Annotated in this window: 17 protein-coding genes; 7 read left to right on the top strand and 10 right to left on the bottom strand. The window is 74.5% G+C overall.

Features of this window, described 5'->3' with window-relative positions; genetic code table 11:
- Positions 1 to 130 precede the first annotated feature (130 nt).
- Together BMW85_RS24725 and BMW85_RS24720 are read left to right on the top strand one after the other, a co-directional pair.
- Positions 131 to 1,006, top strand: coding sequence for a serine protein kinase RIO (locus BMW85_RS24725; RefSeq protein WP_091085659.1), 876 nt, complete (start codon positions 131 to 133; stop codon positions 1,004 to 1,006).
- Between the two features lie 73 nt (positions 1,007 to 1,079).
- A complete protein-coding gene (locus BMW85_RS24720) occupies positions 1,080 to 1,445 on the top strand; it encodes a cupin domain-containing protein (RefSeq protein ID WP_091085657.1) in 366 nt (121 codons plus the stop codon).
- A gap of 79 nt (positions 1,446 to 1,524) precedes the next feature.
- Here BMW85_RS24720 and BMW85_RS24715 read toward each other — a convergent pair whose 3' ends face one another.
- Complete coding sequence (locus BMW85_RS24715) at positions 1,525 to 3,195, bottom strand: glycosyltransferase family 2 protein (protein ID WP_177240866.1); 1,671 nt, start codon at positions 3,193 to 3,195, stop codon at positions 1,525 to 1,527.
- A gap of 153 nt (positions 3,196 to 3,348) precedes the next feature.
- Positions 3,349 to 4,170, bottom strand: coding sequence for a class I SAM-dependent methyltransferase (locus tag BMW85_RS24710; protein ID WP_091085654.1), 822 nt, complete (start codon positions 4,168 to 4,170; stop codon positions 3,349 to 3,351).
- A 58-nt stretch (positions 4,171 to 4,228) separates the two neighbouring features.
- Between BMW85_RS24710 and BMW85_RS24705 the strand changes: the two genes are divergently transcribed.
- A complete protein-coding gene (locus BMW85_RS24705; protein WP_091085651.1) occupies positions 4,229 to 4,831 on the top strand; it encodes a TetR/AcrR family transcriptional regulator in 603 nt (200 codons plus the stop codon).
- A gap of 12 nt (positions 4,832 to 4,843) precedes the next feature.
- Here the strand turns inward: BMW85_RS24705 and BMW85_RS24700 are convergent, their stop codons facing one another.
- The 3 genes from BMW85_RS24700 to BMW85_RS24690 are packed head-to-tail and all read right to left on the bottom strand — an operon-like array spanning position 4,844 to position 8,168.
- A complete protein-coding gene (locus BMW85_RS24700; protein WP_091085649.1) occupies positions 4,844 to 5,263 on the bottom strand; it encodes a MarR family winged helix-turn-helix transcriptional regulator in 420 nt (139 codons plus the stop codon).
- A 52-nt stretch (positions 5,264 to 5,315) separates the two neighbouring features.
- A complete protein-coding gene (locus BMW85_RS24695) occupies positions 5,316 to 7,502 on the bottom strand; it encodes an amino acid adenylation domain-containing protein (protein ID WP_091085647.1) in 2,187 nt (728 codons plus the stop codon).
- A 60-nt stretch (positions 7,503 to 7,562) separates the two neighbouring features.
- The gene (locus BMW85_RS24690) at positions 7,563 to 8,168 is read right to left on the bottom strand and encodes a TetR/AcrR family transcriptional regulator (protein ID WP_091085644.1); all 606 of its coding nucleotides are present in this window, start codon (positions 8,166 to 8,168) and stop codon (positions 7,563 to 7,565) included.
- Positions 8,169 to 8,276: 108 nt separating this feature from the next.
- On the opposite strand from BMW85_RS24690, the gene BMW85_RS24685 reads away from it, so the two are divergent.
- Positions 8,277 to 9,092 carry an SDR family NAD(P)-dependent oxidoreductase gene (locus tag BMW85_RS24685; protein WP_091085642.1) on the top strand — a complete coding sequence of 272 codons (816 nt, stop codon included), beginning with the start codon at positions 8,277 to 8,279 and terminating at the stop codon, positions 9,090 to 9,092.
- A gap of 4 nt (positions 9,093 to 9,096) precedes the next feature.
- On the opposite strand, the gene BMW85_RS24680 is transcribed toward BMW85_RS24685, so the two are convergent.
- Both BMW85_RS24680 and helR read right to left on the bottom strand, forming a co-directional pair.
- Positions 9,097 to 9,993: an RNA polymerase sigma-70 factor gene (locus BMW85_RS24680; RefSeq protein WP_091085639.1), complete on the bottom strand. Its 897-nt coding sequence runs from the start codon at positions 9,991 to 9,993 to the stop codon at positions 9,097 to 9,099.
- Positions 9,994 to 10,105: 112 nt separating this feature from the next.
- A complete protein-coding gene (gene helR / locus BMW85_RS24675; RefSeq protein ID WP_091085636.1) occupies positions 10,106 to 12,259 on the bottom strand; it encodes an RNA polymerase recycling motor ATPase HelR in 2,154 nt (717 codons plus the stop codon).
- 162 nt (positions 12,260 to 12,421) lie between these two features.
- On the opposite strand from helR, the gene BMW85_RS24670 reads away from it, so the two are divergent.
- Positions 12,422 to 13,783, top strand: a complete 1,362-nt coding sequence (locus BMW85_RS24670) for an MFS transporter (RefSeq protein WP_218155915.1) — start codon at positions 12,422 to 12,424, stop codon at positions 13,781 to 13,783.
- A gap of 37 nt (positions 13,784 to 13,820) precedes the next feature.
- On the top strand, positions 13,821 to 14,852 hold the full coding sequence (locus BMW85_RS24665; protein WP_091085631.1) for a carboxylate-amine ligase: 1,032 nt from the start codon (positions 13,821 to 13,823) through the stop codon (positions 14,850 to 14,852).
- A 5-nt stretch (positions 14,853 to 14,857) separates the two neighbouring features.
- Here BMW85_RS24665 and BMW85_RS24660 read toward each other — a convergent pair whose 3' ends face one another.
- Together BMW85_RS24660 and BMW85_RS24655 are read right to left on the bottom strand one after the other, a co-directional pair.
- Complete coding sequence (locus tag BMW85_RS24660) at positions 14,858 to 15,784, bottom strand: alpha/beta hydrolase family protein (RefSeq protein WP_091085628.1); 927 nt, start codon at positions 15,782 to 15,784, stop codon at positions 14,858 to 14,860.
- A 20-nt stretch (positions 15,785 to 15,804) separates the two neighbouring features.
- Positions 15,805 to 16,680, bottom strand: coding sequence for an LLM class flavin-dependent oxidoreductase (locus BMW85_RS24655; protein ID WP_091085627.1), 876 nt, complete (start codon positions 16,678 to 16,680; stop codon positions 15,805 to 15,807).
- Positions 16,681 to 16,846: 166 nt separating this feature from the next.
- Between BMW85_RS24655 and BMW85_RS24650 the strand changes: the two genes are divergently transcribed.
- Positions 16,847 to 17,422: a TetR/AcrR family transcriptional regulator gene (locus BMW85_RS24650; RefSeq protein ID WP_091085625.1), complete on the top strand. Its 576-nt coding sequence runs from the start codon at positions 16,847 to 16,849 to the stop codon at positions 17,420 to 17,422.
- 6 nt (positions 17,423 to 17,428) lie between these two features.
- Here BMW85_RS24650 and BMW85_RS24645 read toward each other — a convergent pair whose 3' ends face one another.
- Entirely contained in the window at positions 17,429 to 18,769 is a 1,341-nt protein-coding gene (locus tag BMW85_RS24645; protein WP_091085623.1) for an FAD-binding oxidoreductase, read from the bottom strand.
- Positions 18,770 to 18,832: the final 63 nt, after the last annotated feature.

Genomic DNA, 18,832 nt, shown 5'->3' with positions numbered 1-18,832 from the left:
GGAGGGTGAGACCGTGACGACGACTGTTCGCGTGCCGTTTTCCGCGTCCCCACACCTTCCCGCCGGGCGTCCGCCGCTGATCTGAACCGATCGGCACCCCGGTGGGCCTCACATCTGGAGCATTCCCACCGTGCCGAAGCACTCGCAACACCGCCGCCGTGGCAAGCACGCCCTCGACGCCGACGACATCGCCTGGCTGGAGAGCACGCCCGAGACGGCGTCCGACGACGGTCCTCCCGAGGGTGACCGCTGGTCCACCTGGGACCAGAGCACGCCCACGGAGAAGGGGCCGCGCCCTTACCCTGATTGGCTGGTCACCGAGCTGGCCGCCGTCGACACCGAGCACGGCATCCTGAAGACCGGCAAGGAGGCCGACGTCCACCTGATCTCGCGGGGCGTGCCGGGCACCGACCGGGTCTGCCTGCTGGCGGCCAAGCGCTACCGGTCGGCCGAGCACCGCCTCTTCCACCGCGACTCGGGTTACCTGGAGGGCCGCACGACCCGCGAGAGCCGGACGAACCGCGCCATGGCCAACCGCACCGCCTTCGGCAAGCAGATGATCGCGACGCAGTGGGCGGTGGCGGAGTTCGGGGCGTTGTGCCGGCTGTGGGAGCTGGGGGTGCCGGTGCCTTACCCGGTGCAGATCCTCGGCACGGAGATCCTGCAGGAGTTCGTCGGGACGCCCGACGGCTACGCGGCGCCGCGCCTGGCCCAGGTCTCCGACGGCCTCGACGACCTGTGGAAGCAGCTCGTCGAGGCGATGGTGACGCTGGCGGGGGAGGGGCTGGCGCACGGCGACCTGTCCCCGTACAACGTGCTGGTACGCGACAACAGGCTGGTCATCATCGACCTGCCCCAGATCGTGGACGTGGTCGCGCATCCGGCCGGGCCGTCGTTCCTGGACCGCGACGCGCGCAACATGGCCACCTGGTTCGCCGCCAAGGGCGTCGCCGGGGCCGACCCGGAGGCGCTGGCGGCGCTGCTGCGCCGCGAGGCCCGCATGTGACCCCTATTTGCCCAGGTCCTTCCCCTTATGGGGGTTTCGCGATGGAAGACTGGAGCTGACGGAAGGAGGCGTCGTGATCGAGATCAAGAGCATCGAGAAGCCGGACGAGCGCCGCGACTTCCCGAAGGGACACATGGAAGTGTGCAACCTGTCCGGGCTGAGCTTCGGCGTGGCCACGTTCGAGCCGGGCTGGCACTGGTCGGAGTCGGTCAAGCAGATCGCGGGGACCAGCTCCTGCCAGATCCGTCACCACGGCTTCGTGGTTCAGGGCCGGATGCGTATGCGCATGGACGACGGGGCGGAGGCAGAGGCGGGACCGGGCGAGGTCTTCGTCTGCTCACCCGGGCATGACGCCTGGGTGGTGGGCGACGAGCCGGTCATCCTCTACGACTTCGCCGGAGGAGCGGCCGACTACGCCCGCGCGGCCGGCGACTGCTGAAGAACGACGAAGACCGGGCGTGCGGCCGGCGACCGCCGGACGGTGGTCAGCCGCACGCCCGGCTACGGCTGCGCGGTGGTCAGCTGCTTGACCTGCGGCCCAGCGCGCGGCGCATCCTCCTGGACAGGACGGCGCGCATGCCGCGCTGCTGGGCCCGCTGCCGGTCGCGCTGCGCCGCGTGCACCTCGCGGCGCAGCGTACCGACCTCACGGCGCAGCTCCACGGTGCTCTTCCGCCAGCGCGCCGCCTCGTCACGCCACTTGGCGACCTGGCCGCGCAGCCGTTCCGCCTCCCCGGCCAGCCGCGCCGCCTCCGCCTCGGCCCGCACCCTGGCCTGGTACGCCGCCCGCCGCCCCAGCGGCTCGACCGGCCCCTCGGTGAACCCGTACGCCTCGCCGTTCACCCGGCGCACGCCCGAGACGTCCGCCACGGCGTCGTCCAAATCCTCGCCGTTCCGGGCCACGAGCCGGGCGCGGGCGAAGGCGGACACCCGTTCCAGCCGGGCCGCGACGACGCCCTCGGGCGATTCGCGCAGCAGCACCTCGACCAGGCCGAGCCCTTCGGCGCGGGTCAGGTCGAGCAGCCTGGCCACGCCGTCCTCGCCGGGCGCCCATCCCGCGGGCAGGCGCAGCACGAACGGGACGGACGGGTCCACCTCCGCGGCGGTCGCCAGGCGTACCCGGGGTTCGTGCTCGTAGTGGCCGTGCAACAGGACCAGGTCCAGGTCGGGGTCCTTGAGCGGGGCGCGGCGGTCGCGGTCGAGCCGGTCCCAGGGGCCGACCAGCACCACCGACAGGTCCGCGACCGTGGAGGCGAGCAGGGCGTCCACCGTGCCGCGTACGGTCTCGTAGCCGGCCGTGCCGTCCAGGACGGCGGTCACGTACGGCACCTTCCACCGCCGCGCCGGATGCGTGCGCAGCCACTGGTAGGCGGGGATGCGGTCGGCGACGAAGGCGTGGCTGACCCGGTCGACGCGCCGCTGCTCGCGCATCCGCATGGTCGGGCCGAGGTGGTAGGCGCGGGCCCGCGGCTCGGGCACGAACACCGCCCCCGCCTGCGCCAGGCGGTAGCCCATCTCGGTGTCCTGGCCGACGACGAGGTCCTCGTCCATGGGGCCGGCCGCCTCGATCAGGCGGGCGTTCACCGACGTGGCCCCGCCGACGTGCAGGCTGAACGGCCGTGCCGGGTTGGCGGTGAGGCCGTCGGTGCGCTCGACCAGCCCGACCAGCCAGGCGTGCGGCAGGGCGGGCTCGAACGCCGCCTCCAGGTCCTCCGGCAGCGTGTCGGGCAGCGGGGCGGAGGTGAAGCGGATGTACCCGGTGACCGAGAGGTAGGGGGCGGCGTGGTGCCAGCGCATGTGCGCCTCGATCGCGCCAGGCGTGAGCACCACGTCGGAGTCGAGCCAGTGGATGACGTCGCCCGTGGCCTCGGCGAGGCCGACGTTGCGGGCGGCGGCCCGGCCCGGCCGGTCGCAGCGGATCAGCCGGGCGGCCGAGTCCCCGGGCAGGCGCAGCGGCGGCGAGCTGTCGTTGTCCACGACGATGATCTCCGTCAGCTCCGCCGGGTACGTCTGCCGCGCCAGCCCCCGCAGCACCAGATCCAGCTTGTGCTGCGCGCCGTAGGCCGGGACGATCACGCTCACCCGCAGCTCGGGCACGAAGTCCTCGGGCGGCTGGAGGACCCGGTAGTCGTTGCCGCGCACCCGTCGCACGTCGTCGCCGACGGTGGTTTCGAGAGAAGAGACGGACATGCGCGCGAATGCTCCTTGATCGTCAGGCCGGATGGACGGGCCTCACCCTAGGACGCCTACCTGGGAGAGGATCCGGCCCGGCGATCCCGGCGCGCCGCGTCTTCGCAGGTCAGCGCTGCCAGAATGCGCACAGGAAACGCGCAGGTCACCGGGTCATGGCCGGAGTGTCGCGGCGACCGCCAGCGTGGTGAAGGCCGTGGTGAAGCCGCCTCCGGCCGCGTCCACGGCGGCTCCGACGGCCTCCAGCACCTCGGCCAGCTCGTACGGCCGGAGCCGGGTGAGAGCGCCGGTGGTGGGCAGCAGGTCGAGCCATTCGGCGCGGGTGTAGTGGCGTTCCCCGTCGAAGCGCCACAGCTCCGGCTCGCCGAACGCGCCCGCCCGCCGGATGCCGTCGGCGAACGTCTCGAACATCTGCCGGTAGACGTCCTGGCCGGGCTTCGGCGGGCCGGCGGTGATCGGCGAGCCGGGCAGCACCCGGCGCAGCGCGCCGGCGAGCGCCTCCGCGATCGGTGGCGGCGCGTCGTACGCGTGGGCGAACGCGGCGAGCAGGCCGCCGGGCCGCAGCACCCGCGCGGCCTTGGCCGGACCGGCGACCGGGTGCACCCAGTGCCAGGACTGGCCGGCCACGACCGCGTCGAACGTTCGCCCTGCGGCGTCCCAGTCCTCGAACGTCGCCACCTCGACCTCGACGCCGGTGCGGCGGGCGAAGGCGGCCATGCGCGGGTCCGGTTCGACGCCGAGCACCGTGCGGCCGGCCGCGAGGAACTGCCGGGCCTCGATGCCGGTGCCGCAGCCGACGTCGAGGAGGTCGGGGCCGGGGCTCGCGGCTATGATCCGCTGGATCAGGGCCTCCGGATAGGCGGGGCGGGCGCGGTCGTAGCGTTCGGCGTCCACCCCGAACGATTCGGCCGTCTGCCGGGCCTCATGGGGTTCCTGACCAGGGGGCTGAGGGGTTCCCTGAGTTAAAGTGGGCATGCGCCCACCATAGTGGGCACATGCCCACTTGTCGAGCGTGCGAGAGGGAGAACGGGCGATGCCGACGGGAGTGGCGCTCCGCGATGTGCGGCAGCAGTTGTTCGACGCCGCGGAGCGGGTCCTGCTCAGGGCCGGCGCGACCGGGCTGACCAGCCGGGCCGTCACGGACGAGGCCGGCGTCGCCAAGGGCGTCCTGCACCGGCACTTCGCCGACTTCGACGCCTTCCTCGCCGACCTGGTGCGCGAGCGTGTGCGCCGGCTCGACGCCGAGGCCGCCGACCTGCGTGGGGCCGCCGGGCGCGGCGCCGTCGCCGGCAACCTCACGGGCGCGCTGATCCGACTGTTCGACCCGGTCGCGGTGTCGATCGTCGGCCTCGTCATCTTCCGCGACGAACTGCGCGCCCGCCTGCGCCAGGACCGCCCGGGGGCCGGCGTCCCGGTCCTCGCGGAGGCCGCCGCCATGATCGGCGGCTACCTCGGCGAGGAGCGCGCCATGGGGCGGATCGCGGCCGACGCCGACGTGGACGCGCTCGCGCTCTCCCTCGTCGGCGCGGGGCACCTGCTCTTCGCCGACCGCGACGGCGACCCGCGGGGTCCGGAGGCTGTCGAGAAGGTCGTCCGGGCCGTCATCGCCGACGTCGTCCAGCGCCGCCTGCTGTAGCCGCCCCGGGCGTCAGCTCGCCTGCCGGGCCTCCAGGTTGGTGGCCATCCGCTGGAGCGTGTGCACGGTGGCGGTGTACTCCTCCTCGGTGAGGCCGGTGAGGAACGCCGAGCGGATGCCGTGCATCTTCTCCTGTACGGCGGCGTGCCCGGTCAGGCCCTCGGGTGTGAGGGCGTGGCGCCCCTCGGCGTCCTCGGTGAGCCAGCCGCGCCGGGCCAGCTCGCCGGTGACGTCCTCCAAGGTGATCGCGCCGGGCTGCCAGAAGGGGCGCAGCGTCTCGCCGAGGCCGCTCGCGGTCTGCGGGGACTGGCGCAGCACGTTCAGGACCTGCCAGTGCCGGCGGGTGAGGCGCTCCTCGGCGAGGACCCGCTCGGCCTCGGTCTCGATGAGTCGGTCGAGGTGCTTGAGCCAGTAGCCGATGGGACGTTCCATGGCGTATGCCTTTCTGCATATACATGTCTTTATGCAAGTATATGCAGGACGTTCAGGGGGTTGGAGCCCGGTAGGTGCGCACGTCGTCTCCGTCGCCCAGGTACGCCATGACGAGCAGCCGCTGGGTGCCGTACCTGCCGCCGTTCCAGGGCAGCCAGGCGAAGTGCACGCGGACGCGGTAGTGGCCGGGCCGCCCGCGCAGCGACAGGTCGGGCAGGACGATGCCGGACAGATCGTCCCGCAGCCGTAGGTCTCCGGCCGGGCTGTCGTAGCCCACCTCCACCACGTGCTCCCAGCCGCCGGTCTCGACCGGCGGGCGGCGGGCGTAGGTCTCCAGCGTGACGCAGGCGTGCGCGTCGGAGTGGGTGAGGATCACCAGGTGGCCGCGCCCGCCCGCGACCAGCCCGTTGGCCAGCGCCTTGCTGAACACTCCCTGGCTCAGCGGATCGAAGGAGTCGTCGACCGCCTCGAACAGGCCCAGGGACCCGTCCGGCCACTGGGGCTCCTTCACGCGGACCGCCTTCGCGGGCGCGATCAGCGAGCGATGACGCGGGGCGGCGTCGCACTTGCGCCGCTCCTCGGCCTGCGACTGCTCGTACTCCACCTCCTCGGCCGTCTCCGCCGCCACGACCGCCGCGTGCGCGCTCGGGCAGATGTCGTCGATCACCCAGGGCAACCCCTCCGGGTCCACGCCCTCCTCGGAGCGCAGCCGGGCCAGCTCGGCGGGGTCCTGGCGGGCGTGGACGGCGCACAGGCGGCGGCCCCGCGCGAGCAGGACGTGATCAGGGGTGCCGGCGGCCACGTCCAGCGTCGCGTTCACCCGGATCGCGCACAGGTACGCCCGCTCGCTGGTTCGCGGGGCCCGCGCGCAGTCCTCGACCGTGGTGATCTTCCCGGGGGCCAGGTCGGCCGCCGGGAGGAAGCACAGCGCGAGGGCCGCCGCCGTCGCCGCGAGCAGCGTGTGCCGGCGCGGGGTCCCCGCCTGGAGGGCGAGCAGCAGGAGGGCGGCGGCGGTCAGCGCGGCGGCGTGCCACAGAGGGGGGAGCGCGGCGGGGTCCGGGCCCGGCGCCAGGTCAGGGCCGGTGCCGCCGAGCCGGGCGGGCGGGAGGGTGAGCGCGGAGACGGCGACGAGCGCGGCGCAGTCGAGCAGTGCCACCGCGGTGACGCGGACCGCCGTACGGGTGCGCCGCGCCACGGCGGCGAGGACGAGCAGCGCCGGAGCGCCGACGCCGAGCAGCAGGTCGAGGGCGTACCACGCCAGGGACGCCCGGTCGCTGATCCGGAGCAGGTCCGCGACCGCCCCTCCGGGGCCGATGGCGCGGGGCACACCATGGGCGAGGTTGACGGCCACGGCGACCAGTGGCAGCGCGACCGCCACCGCGGCGAGCGGCAGCGGGAACGAGGGGCCACGAACCGCGCCGGGCCGGGCTTCGGCCGAGCGGGACCGAGCCTCGGCCGGGCGGAGCCGGGTGCCGGCCGGGCGGGGCTCCGTCTCGGGCGGGCGGGTCAGCTCGTGTGCCGAGCGTGCCTCCCACACCGCGCCGAGCGCGCCCAGCGCCACCACGGCCACCTCGAACAGCAGCCCGGGGTCGAGCTCGCGGGGAAAGCGGATGGCGAAGGACGTGGGGCGGAGCAGCCACGCCGCCGCGAAGATCGCGCCGGTCCACACCGTGCCACGGCTCCAGCGCGGATCTCTCGCCTGGCCCACCAGCACGGGTACGGCCCACAACAGCCAGATCGGGGTGCCCGCCGGGCCGTACCCGAGGTCGGCCGCGACCGCCGCGATGCCCGCCACGAGCGTGCCGAGCCGCACCCACCGGGGCAGGGACGCGGCCAGCACCGGGACGTACAGTCCGACGACGGCCAGCCGGACCAGCGCGCCCGTCCAGATCGGCCACTCCACGTCGTCCGGTGGCCACAGGTGCAGGAGCAGCGTGTGCGCGACGCTCGCGTACAGCGCGACCCGTAACCATCCCGCCGCATCATCCGGCCACCCGACCCGCGCCGCGCCCCCGAGCGCCGGCCCCCGCAGCACCTGCCAGAGCGCCCACCCCTGCAGGACGGCCACCGGGAGCAGCACCCAGCGCGCCCACGGCCCGAGCTCCATCAGGTGCGGCGGCTCCACCGGCACGACGACGCCCGCCACCGTGATCCAGTCCGCGAAGACGACCACCCCGACGCCGGCCACGTACGCGACCGCGACCAGCGCGGCGATCCTGCCGAAACGGTACCGGCGCATGGCGGCTTCCTCGGAAGGGGGACAAAGGCGCCCAACCCTAGCGGCCCGCCACCCAAACGATCAAGGAGTCACGGGGGAGGCGGCGGTGAGCCGGCGAGCGGCGGCGATCACCGCCTCGCGCCGGCGGGCCATCGCGGCCCGGTCGCTCTCCTCGTCCAGCATCATCCGGCACATCCCGGGCACCGCGAAGTTCCAGGCGATCAGCCCCAGGATGGTGAAGAGCAGGTCCTGGGCGGCCCGCACGCGCTCCTGCTCGGGCAGGTGGGGGGCGACGCTGTCGGCGAGGCCGCAGACCTTCTCCCGGTACGCGGCGCGGCGCTCCGGCTCGCTCGCGTCGATCCCGTCGTCGCACGTCTCCAGCGCCTCCCACAGCAGCAGCCGGATCAGCTCGGGATGTTGCTGGTGCCAGTCGAAGATCTGCCCGACGGAGTCGGCCACGGCGTCGGGATCGATGGTGATCGCGGTGTGGATCTCCTCCAGCTTCGCCCGCAGGACGGCGGCGAAGAGCTTCTCCTTGCCGCCGTAGTAGAGGTAGATGGCCTGCTTGTTGGCCTTGGCGGCGGCGGCGATCCGGTCGACCCTGGCCCCCGCCAGCCCGTGCTCGGCGAACTCGGCGGTGGCGGCCACGAAGATCCGCCGCTTGGTGTCCTCCGCGTCATAGGCCATGAAGAAATTAAACCATCCGGTTGACTCGCTCCCGTGCAAGCGGCAGTATCGGGGAGGCGAAATAAAACAACCAGATGGTTTATTTCTCACCATCGCGGAAGGCATCCCATGACCATCGGCACCACTGGCACCACTGTGTCCGCGCCCGTCCCCGTACGCTCCCCGCTGCCCACGGGCCTCGCCGGCGCGACCGCCGTCCTCATCGGCGCGAGCTCGGGCATCGGCCTGGCGGCGGGCGTCCTGCTGCGTTCCGTCGGCGCGCGCGTCGTCCTGGTCGGACGCGACCCCGACCGGCTGAAGGCCGCCGTCGCCCGGGTACGCGAGGCGGGCCAGGAGACGGACCCCGACGACGCCGTGGTGGGCGTCCCCGGCGACGGCGGCGACGAACGCACCCTCGACGAGGCCTTCGACCGGGCCGGGCACACCGACCACATCCTCGTCACGGCGGGCAGCATGGCCGGCGTGGGCCCCGTGAGCGAGGTGTCGCGCGAGGGCCTCGTCACGCTCCTCGACTCCCGCCTCTGGCCCGCCTTCGCCGCCGCCCGCGCCGCCGCGGCCCGCCTGCCCGCCGGAGGCTCGCTCACGTTCAGCTCGGGAACGCTCGTGGTCCGCCCCATGCCGGGGATGAGCGCGCCGCTGTCACTCGGCGGCGCCGTGGAGACCATGACCAAGGCCCTCGCCGTGGAGCTCGCCCCGGCGCGTCAGCGCGTGAACGCCGTACGCTTCGGCATGATCGACACCCCGCTCCTGCGCTCGATCCCGGGCGCGGACTCCGACGAGGGAGTCGCCGCCCTCGGAGCGGGCGCGCCGCTCGGCCGGGTCGGCACCGCCGAGGAGGCCGCCGCCTCCGCCCTGTTCCTCATGTCGAACAACTACGTCACCGGCCAGGTCATCACCGTCGACGGCGGCGCCACCCTGACCTGAGCCCTCACCGGCTGACCGGGGTCTCCCGCTCGACGCGCGACAGCTTCTCGGGGTTGCGCACGGCGTAGAGGCCGGTGACGAGGCCGTCGTCGATCCGTACCGTGAGGACGGTGCTGAGCGCGCCGTCGAGCCGGAAGATCAGCGCCGGATGGCCGTTGATCTGCGCCGGCTCCAGCGTGGCCGGCGCGTCGGGCGTGCGCAGCCTGGCCACCAGCGCGGCCACCTGCTCGGGCCCGACCAAGGGGGTCAGCGCGGCCTTGGCGACCCCGCCGCCGTCGCCGAGCATGACCACGTCCGGGGCGAGGATGTCGAGCAGCCGCCGCAGGTCGCCGGTCTCGACCGCCCGCTGGAACGCCTCCAGCGCGCTCCTGATCTCGGCGGCGGACGCGCTGCCGCGCGGGCGCCGCTCGGCGACATGGGCCCGCGCCCGGTGCGCGATCTGCCGGACCGCGGCCGGGCTCTTGCCGACGGTCTCGGCGATCTCGTCGTAGTCCACGGCGAACACCTCACGCAGCACGAACACCGCCCGCTCGGCCGGCTGCAGCGTCTCCAGCACCAGCAGCATCGCCGTCGAGACGCTGTCGGCCAGCTCGACGTCCTCGGCCACGTCCGGCGAGGTCAGCAGCGGTTCGGGCAGCCAGGGGCCGATGTAGGACTCCCTGCGCCGGCCGAGCGTGCGCAAACGGCCGAGCGCCTGCCTGGTGGCGATCCGCACCAGGTAGGCGCGCCGGTCCCGTACGGTGCCGAGGTCCACCCCCGCCCACCGCATCCAGGTCTCCTGCAGGACGTCCTCGGCGTCGGCCGCCGAGCCGAGCAGCTCGTAGGCGACGGTGAACAGCAGGTTCCGGTGCGTGACGAACGCCTCGGTCGCCGCGTCCAGCCGGTGCTCGCCTGTGCTCATGGTCGCTCCTGTCCGCTCGCCGTCGAAAGTGCCACGCATGTGACACCGCCCGCGGCCACCATGTGACAGCACGCCACTGTGACCCCTGTCACAGTGGCGTGCCGGCGCGGGATCAGGAGCTGGTCAGGATGGCGAGCCGCTGCGTCGCGCGGGTCATCGCGACGTAGCGGTCCACCGCCCCTTCGACGCCCTCGCCGAACCGCTCAGGATCGACGAGGACGACCAGGTCGAACTCCAGCCCCTTCGCGAGCTGCGGCGTCAGCGACCGGACCCGGGGCCGCGCCTCGAACGCCGGGGCGCCGATGACGCAGGCGACCCCCTCGGGGTGCTCGGCGAGCCAGCCGTCCACGATCGGGTCCAGCTCCGCCACCGACCCGTGCCGCACGGGGACGCCCACGGCGCGGATGGACGCCGGCACGTTGGCGTCGGGGAGCGCGGCCCGGATGACCGGCTCGGCCTCCGCCATGATCTCCTCCGGCGTCCGATAGTTGACGGTGAGTGAGGCGAGGGTGATCCGGTCCAGCCCGACCCGTTCCAGCCGCTCCCGCCACGACTCGGTGAACCCGTGCCTGGCCTGGGCGCGGTCCCCGACCACGGTGAAGCTCCGCGACGGGCAGCGCAGCAGCAGCATCTGCCACTCCGCGTCGGTCAGCTCCTGGGCCTCGTCCACCACGACGTGCGCGAACGGGCCGGCCAGCCGGTCGGGCTCGGCGGCGGGCAGCGCGCCCTCGTCCACCAGGGCGTCCCGGAGGTCCGCGCCGCGCAGCATCGTCACCGCGGCCTCGCCGTCGTCGTCGGCCTGGAGCAGGTTGTCGACCACGCCGGCCATGCGCTCGCGCTCCGCCGCGGCAGCGGCCTCCTGCCTGCGCCTGCGCCGCGACGACTCCGGGTCGCCGAGCCGCTGCCGGGCGGCGTCCAGCAGCGGCAGGTCCGACACCGTCCACGCCTGCGCGTCGGCACGCCGCAGCCGCCGGATCTCCTCCTCGCCGAGCCAGGGAGCGCACAGCCGCAGGTAGGCGGGCACCGACCACAGGTCGCCGACGAGGTCGGCAGGCTCGATCACCGGCCAGGCGCGGTTGAAGGCGGTCAGCAGCTGCCGGTCGCGCAGCAGCGACCTGCGGACCAGGTCGGCGGGGACGTCCTCGTCGTCGTGCTTGGCGACGATGATCTCGACCAGTTCCTCCCAGATGCGGTCGCGCGCCTCGTTGTGCGGGGTGCCGGGCTCCGGCGCCTCGAACGCCTCGGCCCAGTCGTCGGGGCCGAGCCGGACGTCGGCCCACTCGGTGGTGACCGTCATGCCCTGGGCGGGCGGGTTCTCGTAGAACCTGACGGCCGGCTCGATCGCCTTCACCAGGTCCGCGGACGCCTTCAGCCGGGCCACCTCGGGATCGCTCTCGGCCACCGCCGTCGCGCCCTCGGGCACGAGGTCGCGCAGGGTGCAGGTCTGCACGCCGTCCTCGCCGAGGCTCGGCAGGACGTCGGCGACGTACGCCAGGTACGGCTGGTGCGGCCCGACGAACAGCACCCCGCCCCGGTTGTGGCCGAGCCGCGGATCGGCGTAGAGCAGGTACGCCGAGCGGTGCAGGGCGACGACGGTCTTGCCGGTGCCGGGACCGCCGTCCACGACCAGCGCGCCGCGCGAGCTCGCCCGGATGACGGCGTCCTGGTCGGCCTGGATGGTGGCGAGCACGTCCCGCATCCGCGGCGAACGGCTGCCGCCCAGACTGGCGATGAAGGCCGACTGGTCGTCCAGCGCGGCGTGCCCGTCGAGCCCGTCCGCGGTGAACACCTCGTCCCAGTAGTCGCTGATCCGGCCGCGCGTCCAGCGGTAGCGGCGGCGGCTGGCCAGGCCCATCGGGTTGGCGTGGGTGGCGCCGAAGAACGGCTCGGCCGCCGGTGACCGCCAGTCCAGGAGCAGCCGGCGGCCCTCCCGGTCGGTCAGGCCCAGCCGGCCGACATGGACAGGCTCGGCCCCGTCCCCGCTGACCATGCGGCCGAGACACAGGTCGAGCCCGAAGCGGCGCAGCGTGCGCAGCCGGGCGCTCAGCCGGTGGACCTCCAGGTCCCGGTCCAGCGCCGCCCGGCCCGCGCCGCCGGGGGCCCTGCGCATGGCGTCGAGGCGGTCGGACAACTCGGCGACCGTCTGCTCCAGTGCCTCGCCGATGGCCGCGAAGTGCTGCTCGTCGCGGGCGATCAGCGCCGGGTCGGCCTTGGCGGACAGCCACTCGGGCAGGTCGAACACGCTGATGGTCGATGGGTGATTCACGTAATGCGCTCCGGCGTTTTCGCAGGTTCTCGGCCTCGGCCGCCGATTGTCCTGCACGACCGGGGTCTTGCCGCAAGTCCCCGGGTGCGCTATAGGTTGAAAGTGGAAAGGAGCGGATTCCCCCCTTTCCCGCCATCGGTCTCCTCCTCTGAGCGCCTGCTGGTGCCGGCGCTCTTCTTCGTGGTGCTGGTCGTCGCCGTCGTCGGCAGTCTCGGGGCGCCGCTGATCACGACGGTGGCGGGCGAGTTCGGCGTGTCGCTGGCCGCCGCGCAATGGACGCTCACCGCTCCGCTGCTCGTCGGCGCGCTCGCCACTCCGGTGCTGGGCCGCCTCGGCGCGGGCCCGCGCCGCCGCCAGGTCGTCCTCGCCACCCTGGCCGTCGTCGTGGCAGGGAGCCTGCTGACGGTCGCGTCGCCCTCGTACGGCTGGCTGCTGGCCGGGCGGGTCGCCCAGGGCGCGGGGCTGGGGCTGACCGCGCTGGCGATGGGCGTGGCCCGCGACCACCTGCCGGAAGGGCGGTCGGGCCCGGTGATCGCGCTGCTCTCGGTGGCCTCCATAGTCGGCATCGGCGTCGGCTACCCGCTCGCGGGGCTGCTGACCGCGCTGGCAGGGCCGCGCGCGGCGTACGGGCTCGGGCTGCTCGTCACCGTGGTCGCGCTGGCCGCCGCCTGGCGGTCGGTGCCCCGGCCGCCCGCCGGGCGGACGGCGACCGTGGACGTGCGGGGCGCGGCGCTGCTCGGCGGCGGCCTGCTGGCCCTGCTCCTGGCGATCGGCCAGACCACGCTGTGGTCCGAGCGGCCGGCGCTCGGCGTGGCGCTCCTGGCCGGCGCGGCGGCGCTCCTCGCCGCGTGGGTGCGGCACGCGCGCAGAGCCGCCGCGCCGCTGGTGGACCTCGCCCTGCTGCGCGAGCCCGCCGTGGCGGGGGCCAACGCCGTCATGCTGCTCGGCGGCGTCGGCATGTACCTGCTGCTGACCCTGGTGACCCGCTACGTCCAGACGCCCGCCTCGGCCGGGTACGGTTCCGGCGTCGGCGTGTTCGTCGCGGGCCTGGTGCTGGTGCCGTTCTCGGTGATGGGGTTCGCCGGCGGGAAGGCGGTGCGGCCCCTCGGCGGCAGGCTCCCACCCCCGGCGGTGCTGGCCGTGGGCGGGACGGCCGTGCTGGCGGCGCTGGCGCTGTTCGCCCTGGCCCGTGGCCCGTTGTGGCCGGCGTTCGTGGTGATGGGCGTGCTGGGGCTGGGCGTCGGCGTCTTCTCGGCGGCGATGCCGGCCGCGATCCTCGCCGTCACCCCGGCGGCCGAGACGGCCAGCGCGATGAGCGTCAACCAGGTCGTGCGCAGCGTCGGTTTCTCCGTCGGCAGCGCCCTGGGCGGCCTGACCCTCGCCGCCGCCACCCCGGCCGGCGCGGTCTTCCCCGCCGAGCACGGGTACGGAGCCGCGGCCTGGCTGGGCGCCGCCGCGATGGCCGTCACGATCGCCGCCGCGCTCCTGCTCCCGCGCACGAAGCCCCTGGCCGCGCGAGACTGATCCGCAAGGCCGCCGGTGTACGGGGAAGTGGGGTCCCATGGCTGAAACGGATGTGACCATGGGAGTCGAGGAGGGGTTCATTCTTCTGGACCCGGCCACCGCGAAGGTGATGCCGGTCGCCGGCGACGTGCGCGAGCGTGTCGGCGGCACCGCCCGGGACCAGGTGACGACGCGGACGGGATTCCAGATCGAGACCCGCAGCGGCCCGCACACCGAGCCGGCGACCCTGCGGGAGGAGTTGCTGCGGCTGCGCGCCGTCGTGGTCGCCGCCGCCGACGGCGCGGGCGCCGGGGTGGCGGCGACGGGCACCGCGCTGTCGGGCGACCTGCCGGGCGACGCGGGCTGTCACGTGTGGCTCGGCGTGGACGACAGGGAGGAGGCCGTCCAGGTGGTCAACCACCTGCGGCCCTGGCTGCCCGTGCTGCAGGCGCTGACCGTGAACTCGCCGATCGGCGGCGGCAGGGACACCGGCAGCGCGAGCGGGCGCGCCCTGGCGCTGAGCCGGCGTGCCGCCGCCGGGCCGCCGCCCTGGTTCCGGTCCGCCGAGCACCACGACTGGCTGGTCGAAGGGCTGCACGCCACCGGAGCGGTCCCCGAGTGGCAGGCCCGGCTCTCCTCCGACAGGCCGGCGATCGAGGTCCGGGTGGCCGACACCTGCCAGACCGTGGCCGAGGTGGTGCTCCTCACGGGCCTGGTCAGGGCGCTGGCCGCGACGGCTCTCGGCGACGTACGCGCGGGCCGGCCCGCGCCGAACGTGGACCAGACTCTGCTCGCCGCCGCGAGCTGGCGGGCCGCCCGCGACGGGCTGGAGGGGGAGAACGTCGACCAGCTCACCGGCCGCAGGCTGCCCGTCTGGCGGCTGGTGGACACGCTGATCGACCGCATCGGACCCGAGCTGCGCGCCCTCGGCGACCTGCCCCTCATGGACGAGGGGCTGGACGTGCTGCACCGGCACGGGTCGGGCGCGGCGCGGCAGCGGGCCGCGTACCGGCGGCGGGGACTGGTGTCCGACGTCGCCCGCGTGCTCGCCGACCAGGCACGGCAGGACCTGCCGCGCCTGGCGGGCTGAGCCGGTCAGCTCGTCTCGATCCGCCCCAGCGGGCCGGGCTCCGCCGCCAGTGCCGCGCACGCGGCGGGCCAGGCGGGGTCGCCCGGGTCGAGGGCGCTGCGGAGGTAGGCGGTGGTGAGCCGCTGGACCAGGGCGACGCGGGCCGGGCTCTCGTCCGTGGTCTCGGCGGCGCCGTGGCCGACGATCCCGCCGAGCGAGTGCTCCGCCCCGAACAGGGTGAGCAGGCTCTTGCCTCCCGGGCTCAGCCGGTACGGGTCGGCGAACCAGTCCGGGCCCCGTACCGACAGTGCCGACCGGTCCTGGTCGCCCGCGACCACGAGCGCCGGCGGGGTCATCCGGGCGAAGTCCGGGTTCATGAAGGGGAAGTGCTCGGCCGCGAACGGCGTCAGGTCGGCCCCGCCCGATCCCGGGGTGGCGAGCAGCACGCCCGCACTGACCCGCCGGTCGGACAGGTCCTCTCCCGGCCGGCCCGCGTCGTCGAGGACGCGCGCGCCGAGCAGCATGCTCGCCGTCTGCCCACCCCAGGAGTGCCCGGCCACGGCGATCCGGTCGCGGTCGAGGCGTCCGGCGAGGCCGGGAACGGCGGCCTCGACGGCGTCCAGCCGGTCGAGGACGTGCGTCAGGTCCGCCACCCGCCACCGCCAGATGAGCGGGGTGCGGGGATCGTCGGGCGGCAGGGCGAGCGTCCGCGAGTCGAGGTGGGTGGGCTGGGCCACCACGAACCCGTGCGCCGTCCAGTGGTCGGCCAGCGGCCCGTAGCCGTCCATCGACCAGCCGAAGCCGTGCGAGAGGACGACGACCGGCAGATTCCGCCCGGTCGCGGGCGCGGACACCCGCACCCGCAGGTCCTCGCCGCGGTCTGGGGCGGGCAGCACCACCGGCTTCACCGAGACGACCTGGGCGGCGGCGGTCGTCGTATCCGTCATGCTCATGAGAGCGGTCCTCTTTTTCTTCAGTGGGTGGGGATGAGCTCGTCGGCGACCCAGCGGGCGACGCCGTCGGGGTAGGGCGCGGGCAGTCCGAGCACGATGTGCCGGAAGCCGGCCTCGACCGCCGTGCCGATCGCGTCCCTGGTGGGGCCGGGACGGTCGTAGGTGACGGGCAGGTGGATCGAGCGGGTGATCGCGGCCGGGTCGCGGCCGATCTCGGCGCAGTAGCGGTCCAGCAGGGCGGAGCGGCCGGCGAGGTCGGCGATGTCGCCGCCGCCGGGGATGTTCCACAGGTCGGCGTGCTCGGCGGCGACGCGCAGCGTCGCCGGCGAGCGCCCGCCGATGAGGATGGGCGGATGGGGGCGCTGCACCGGCTTGGGGTTGCCGAACGCGCCCTTCAGCCGGTGGTGGTCGCCGTCGAAGTCGAACGGCTCGTCCTCGGTCCACAGCCGCCGGATCACCGTGCACGCCTCGCCCAGGCCGGCCACGGCCTGGGCGGTGTCGTGGAAGGGCAGGCCGTGGGCCTCGTACTCGCGCCGCGCCAGCGGGTGGCCGGGGCGGGAGCCGACGCCGATGCCGAAGTCGAGGCGTCCGCCGGAGACGACGTCGACGGTCGTGGCGATCTTGGCCAGCAGCGCGGGCGGCCGGAACCGGTTGCTGGTCACCATCACGCCGAGCCGTAGCCGCCGGGTCTGCGCGGCGAGGGCGGCGAGCAGGGTCCAGCCCTCGTGGACGGGGCCGGTCAGCTCGCCCGCGATCGGCAGGAGGTGGTCGAACAGCCACGCGTGCCCGATCTCCGGGATCGTGTCCGCCTCGCGCCAGACGCGCAGGACGTCGTGGTAGCCGACCTGCATCGGCGCGGTCATGATCCCGAAGCTGGGCGGGGGGTCGTAGGGCATGGGAGTGCTCCTTCCGGCAGGGCAGCCGGGGGTTCGCGGGGGGCGAGAATGCGCGCGCGCTCTGGCATCATGGGAGAGAGAGCAAGTGGGACTGTGTCCCGTTTAGAACATACGGGACAGTGTCCCGTTTAGCAAGCCGGGCGGTGCCGGCGGGAGGAGCGGCGCGGTGAGCGACAACGAGAGGAGCGCCCCGCGCAAGCGGGCCGACGCCCGGCGCAACGAGAAGACCCTGCTCGACGCCGCCGCCGCGGTCTTCGTCACCTCGGGCGTCGAGGCGCCCATCCGGGACATCGCGGCCGAGGCGGGCGTCGGGACGGCCACGATCTACCGCCACTTCCCGACCCGGGCCGACCTCATCATCGCCGTCTACCGGCACCAGATCGAGGCGCTGGCCGAGGCCGGCCCGGCCCTGCTGGCGGCCGGGCCGACCCCCTACGCCGCCCTGGGCAAATGGATCAACCTGTTCATCGACTTCCTGGTCACCAAGCACGGCCTGGCCGGCGTGCTGCGCTCCGACGAGGCCGGGTTCGAGGCGCTGCACGCGTGCTTCCTCGACCGGCTCGTGCCGGTGTGCGGGCGGCTGCTCGACGCCGCGGCCACCGCCGGCGAGATCCGCTCCGACATCGCCGCCCTGCAGCTCATGCGCGGCGTCGGCAACCTCTGCATCGGCGCGGAGAACGACTCCCGCTACGACGCCCGCCCCCTGGTCGAGCTGCTCATCGCGGGACTGCGCCGGGTGTAGCCGGGGTCAGCGGGGGCGGACGTTGTGGTTGCGGGCGAACAGGTTCTCCGGGTCGTAGCGGCGCTTGACGGCGGCGAGCCGGTCGTACGTCGGCGCCGGGTAGACCGCGGCGACGTCCTCCTCCGTGGCCGAGGCCAGGAAGTTGGCGTAGGCGCCGGCCACGTGCGGCGCGAGGTCATGCCAGAGGGCGTCCAGCGCCGGGCGGGCCGCCGCGAGCACCGGCTCGGGGCCCGCGCTCATGGTCACGACCATCAGCGCGGCGTCGCGGTGCGCGTACGCGGTGGCGTCGGCCGGCACCCGGGCCACCGCGCCGCCGACGGCGCGTACCGAGATGAGCGGCGCTCCCTCCACCGCCCCGGCCGCGACGAGCACGCGCAGCACCTCGGGCACCGCCCCCGCCCCCGCGAACCCGCTCCGCGTCACCAGCCGGATGCCGGGCGGCGGCACCAGGCCCTCCACGAGCGTCTCCGCGTACGGCTTCAGCGCCACGCCGTCGCCGGTCACCGTGCCGAGCCGGCGGAGCGGGTCGATCGCCCGGGCCGCGAGCCGCGGGTCGTCCCCGTCGAAGGCGACGTGGACCTGCACCGGCGCCTGCGGACCGCCGGCGAAGGGGTTGGCGAAGTCGGTGACGGAGGTCAGCTCCTCGGGCGCGGTACGCAGGTGCTCCGCCCACCCCCGGAGCACCGTGGCCGCCTCCGCCGCCGGGAAGGTGATCGTGCCGTGGAAGACGTCCGTCGTCAGGTGGGCCGCGAACACGAACGCGGTCACGACCCCGAAGTTGCCGCCGCCGCCGCGAAGCGCCCAGAACAGCTCGGGGTTCTCCTCGGCGCTCGCCCGTACGATCTCCCCGGCGGCGGTGACCACCTCGGCGGCGACCAGGCTGTCCAGGGCCAGGCCGTACTTGCGCACCTTCCAACCGATGCCGCCGCCCAGCGTCAGCCCGCCCACGCCGACGCTCCTGGTGTCGCCCGAGGAGATCGCCAGGCCGTGCGGGGCGAGGGCGTCGGCGACCTGGCCCCAGGTGGCGCCGCCGCCGATCCGTACGAGGTGACGCCGCTCGTCCACGATCTCGACCTGCGCCAGATGGGCCAGGTCGAGCACCACGCCGCCGTCGTTCGTGGCGAAGCCGGCGAAGCCGTGGCCGCCGCCGCGCACGGACAGCGGCAGCCCGGCGGCGGCGGCGAAGCGCACGCCCGCCCGCACGTCGGCGACGGTCTTGGGCCGCAGGACGAGGGCGGGGCTGCCCGGCACCAGCAGCGACCGGCCGGCCGCGGCGTAGCCGGCGTCGTCGGGGCCGATCAGGTCGCCGCCGAAGTCGCGGCGCAGGGTCTCCAGCGCTGTGTTCATGATGACTCCTTCACATTGCTCGTTGGCGAACACGAGATGCCGCCCGCCCCGGGCATGTGACAG

The organism is Nonomuraea wenchangensis, from assembly GCF_900111685.1.
Classification (GTDB): domain Bacteria; phylum Actinomycetota; class Actinomycetes; order Streptosporangiales; family Streptosporangiaceae; genus Nonomuraea; species Nonomuraea wenchangensis.
Note: the sequence above shows the minus strand (reverse complement) of the source record. Positions and strands in the feature narration are given on the sequence as shown.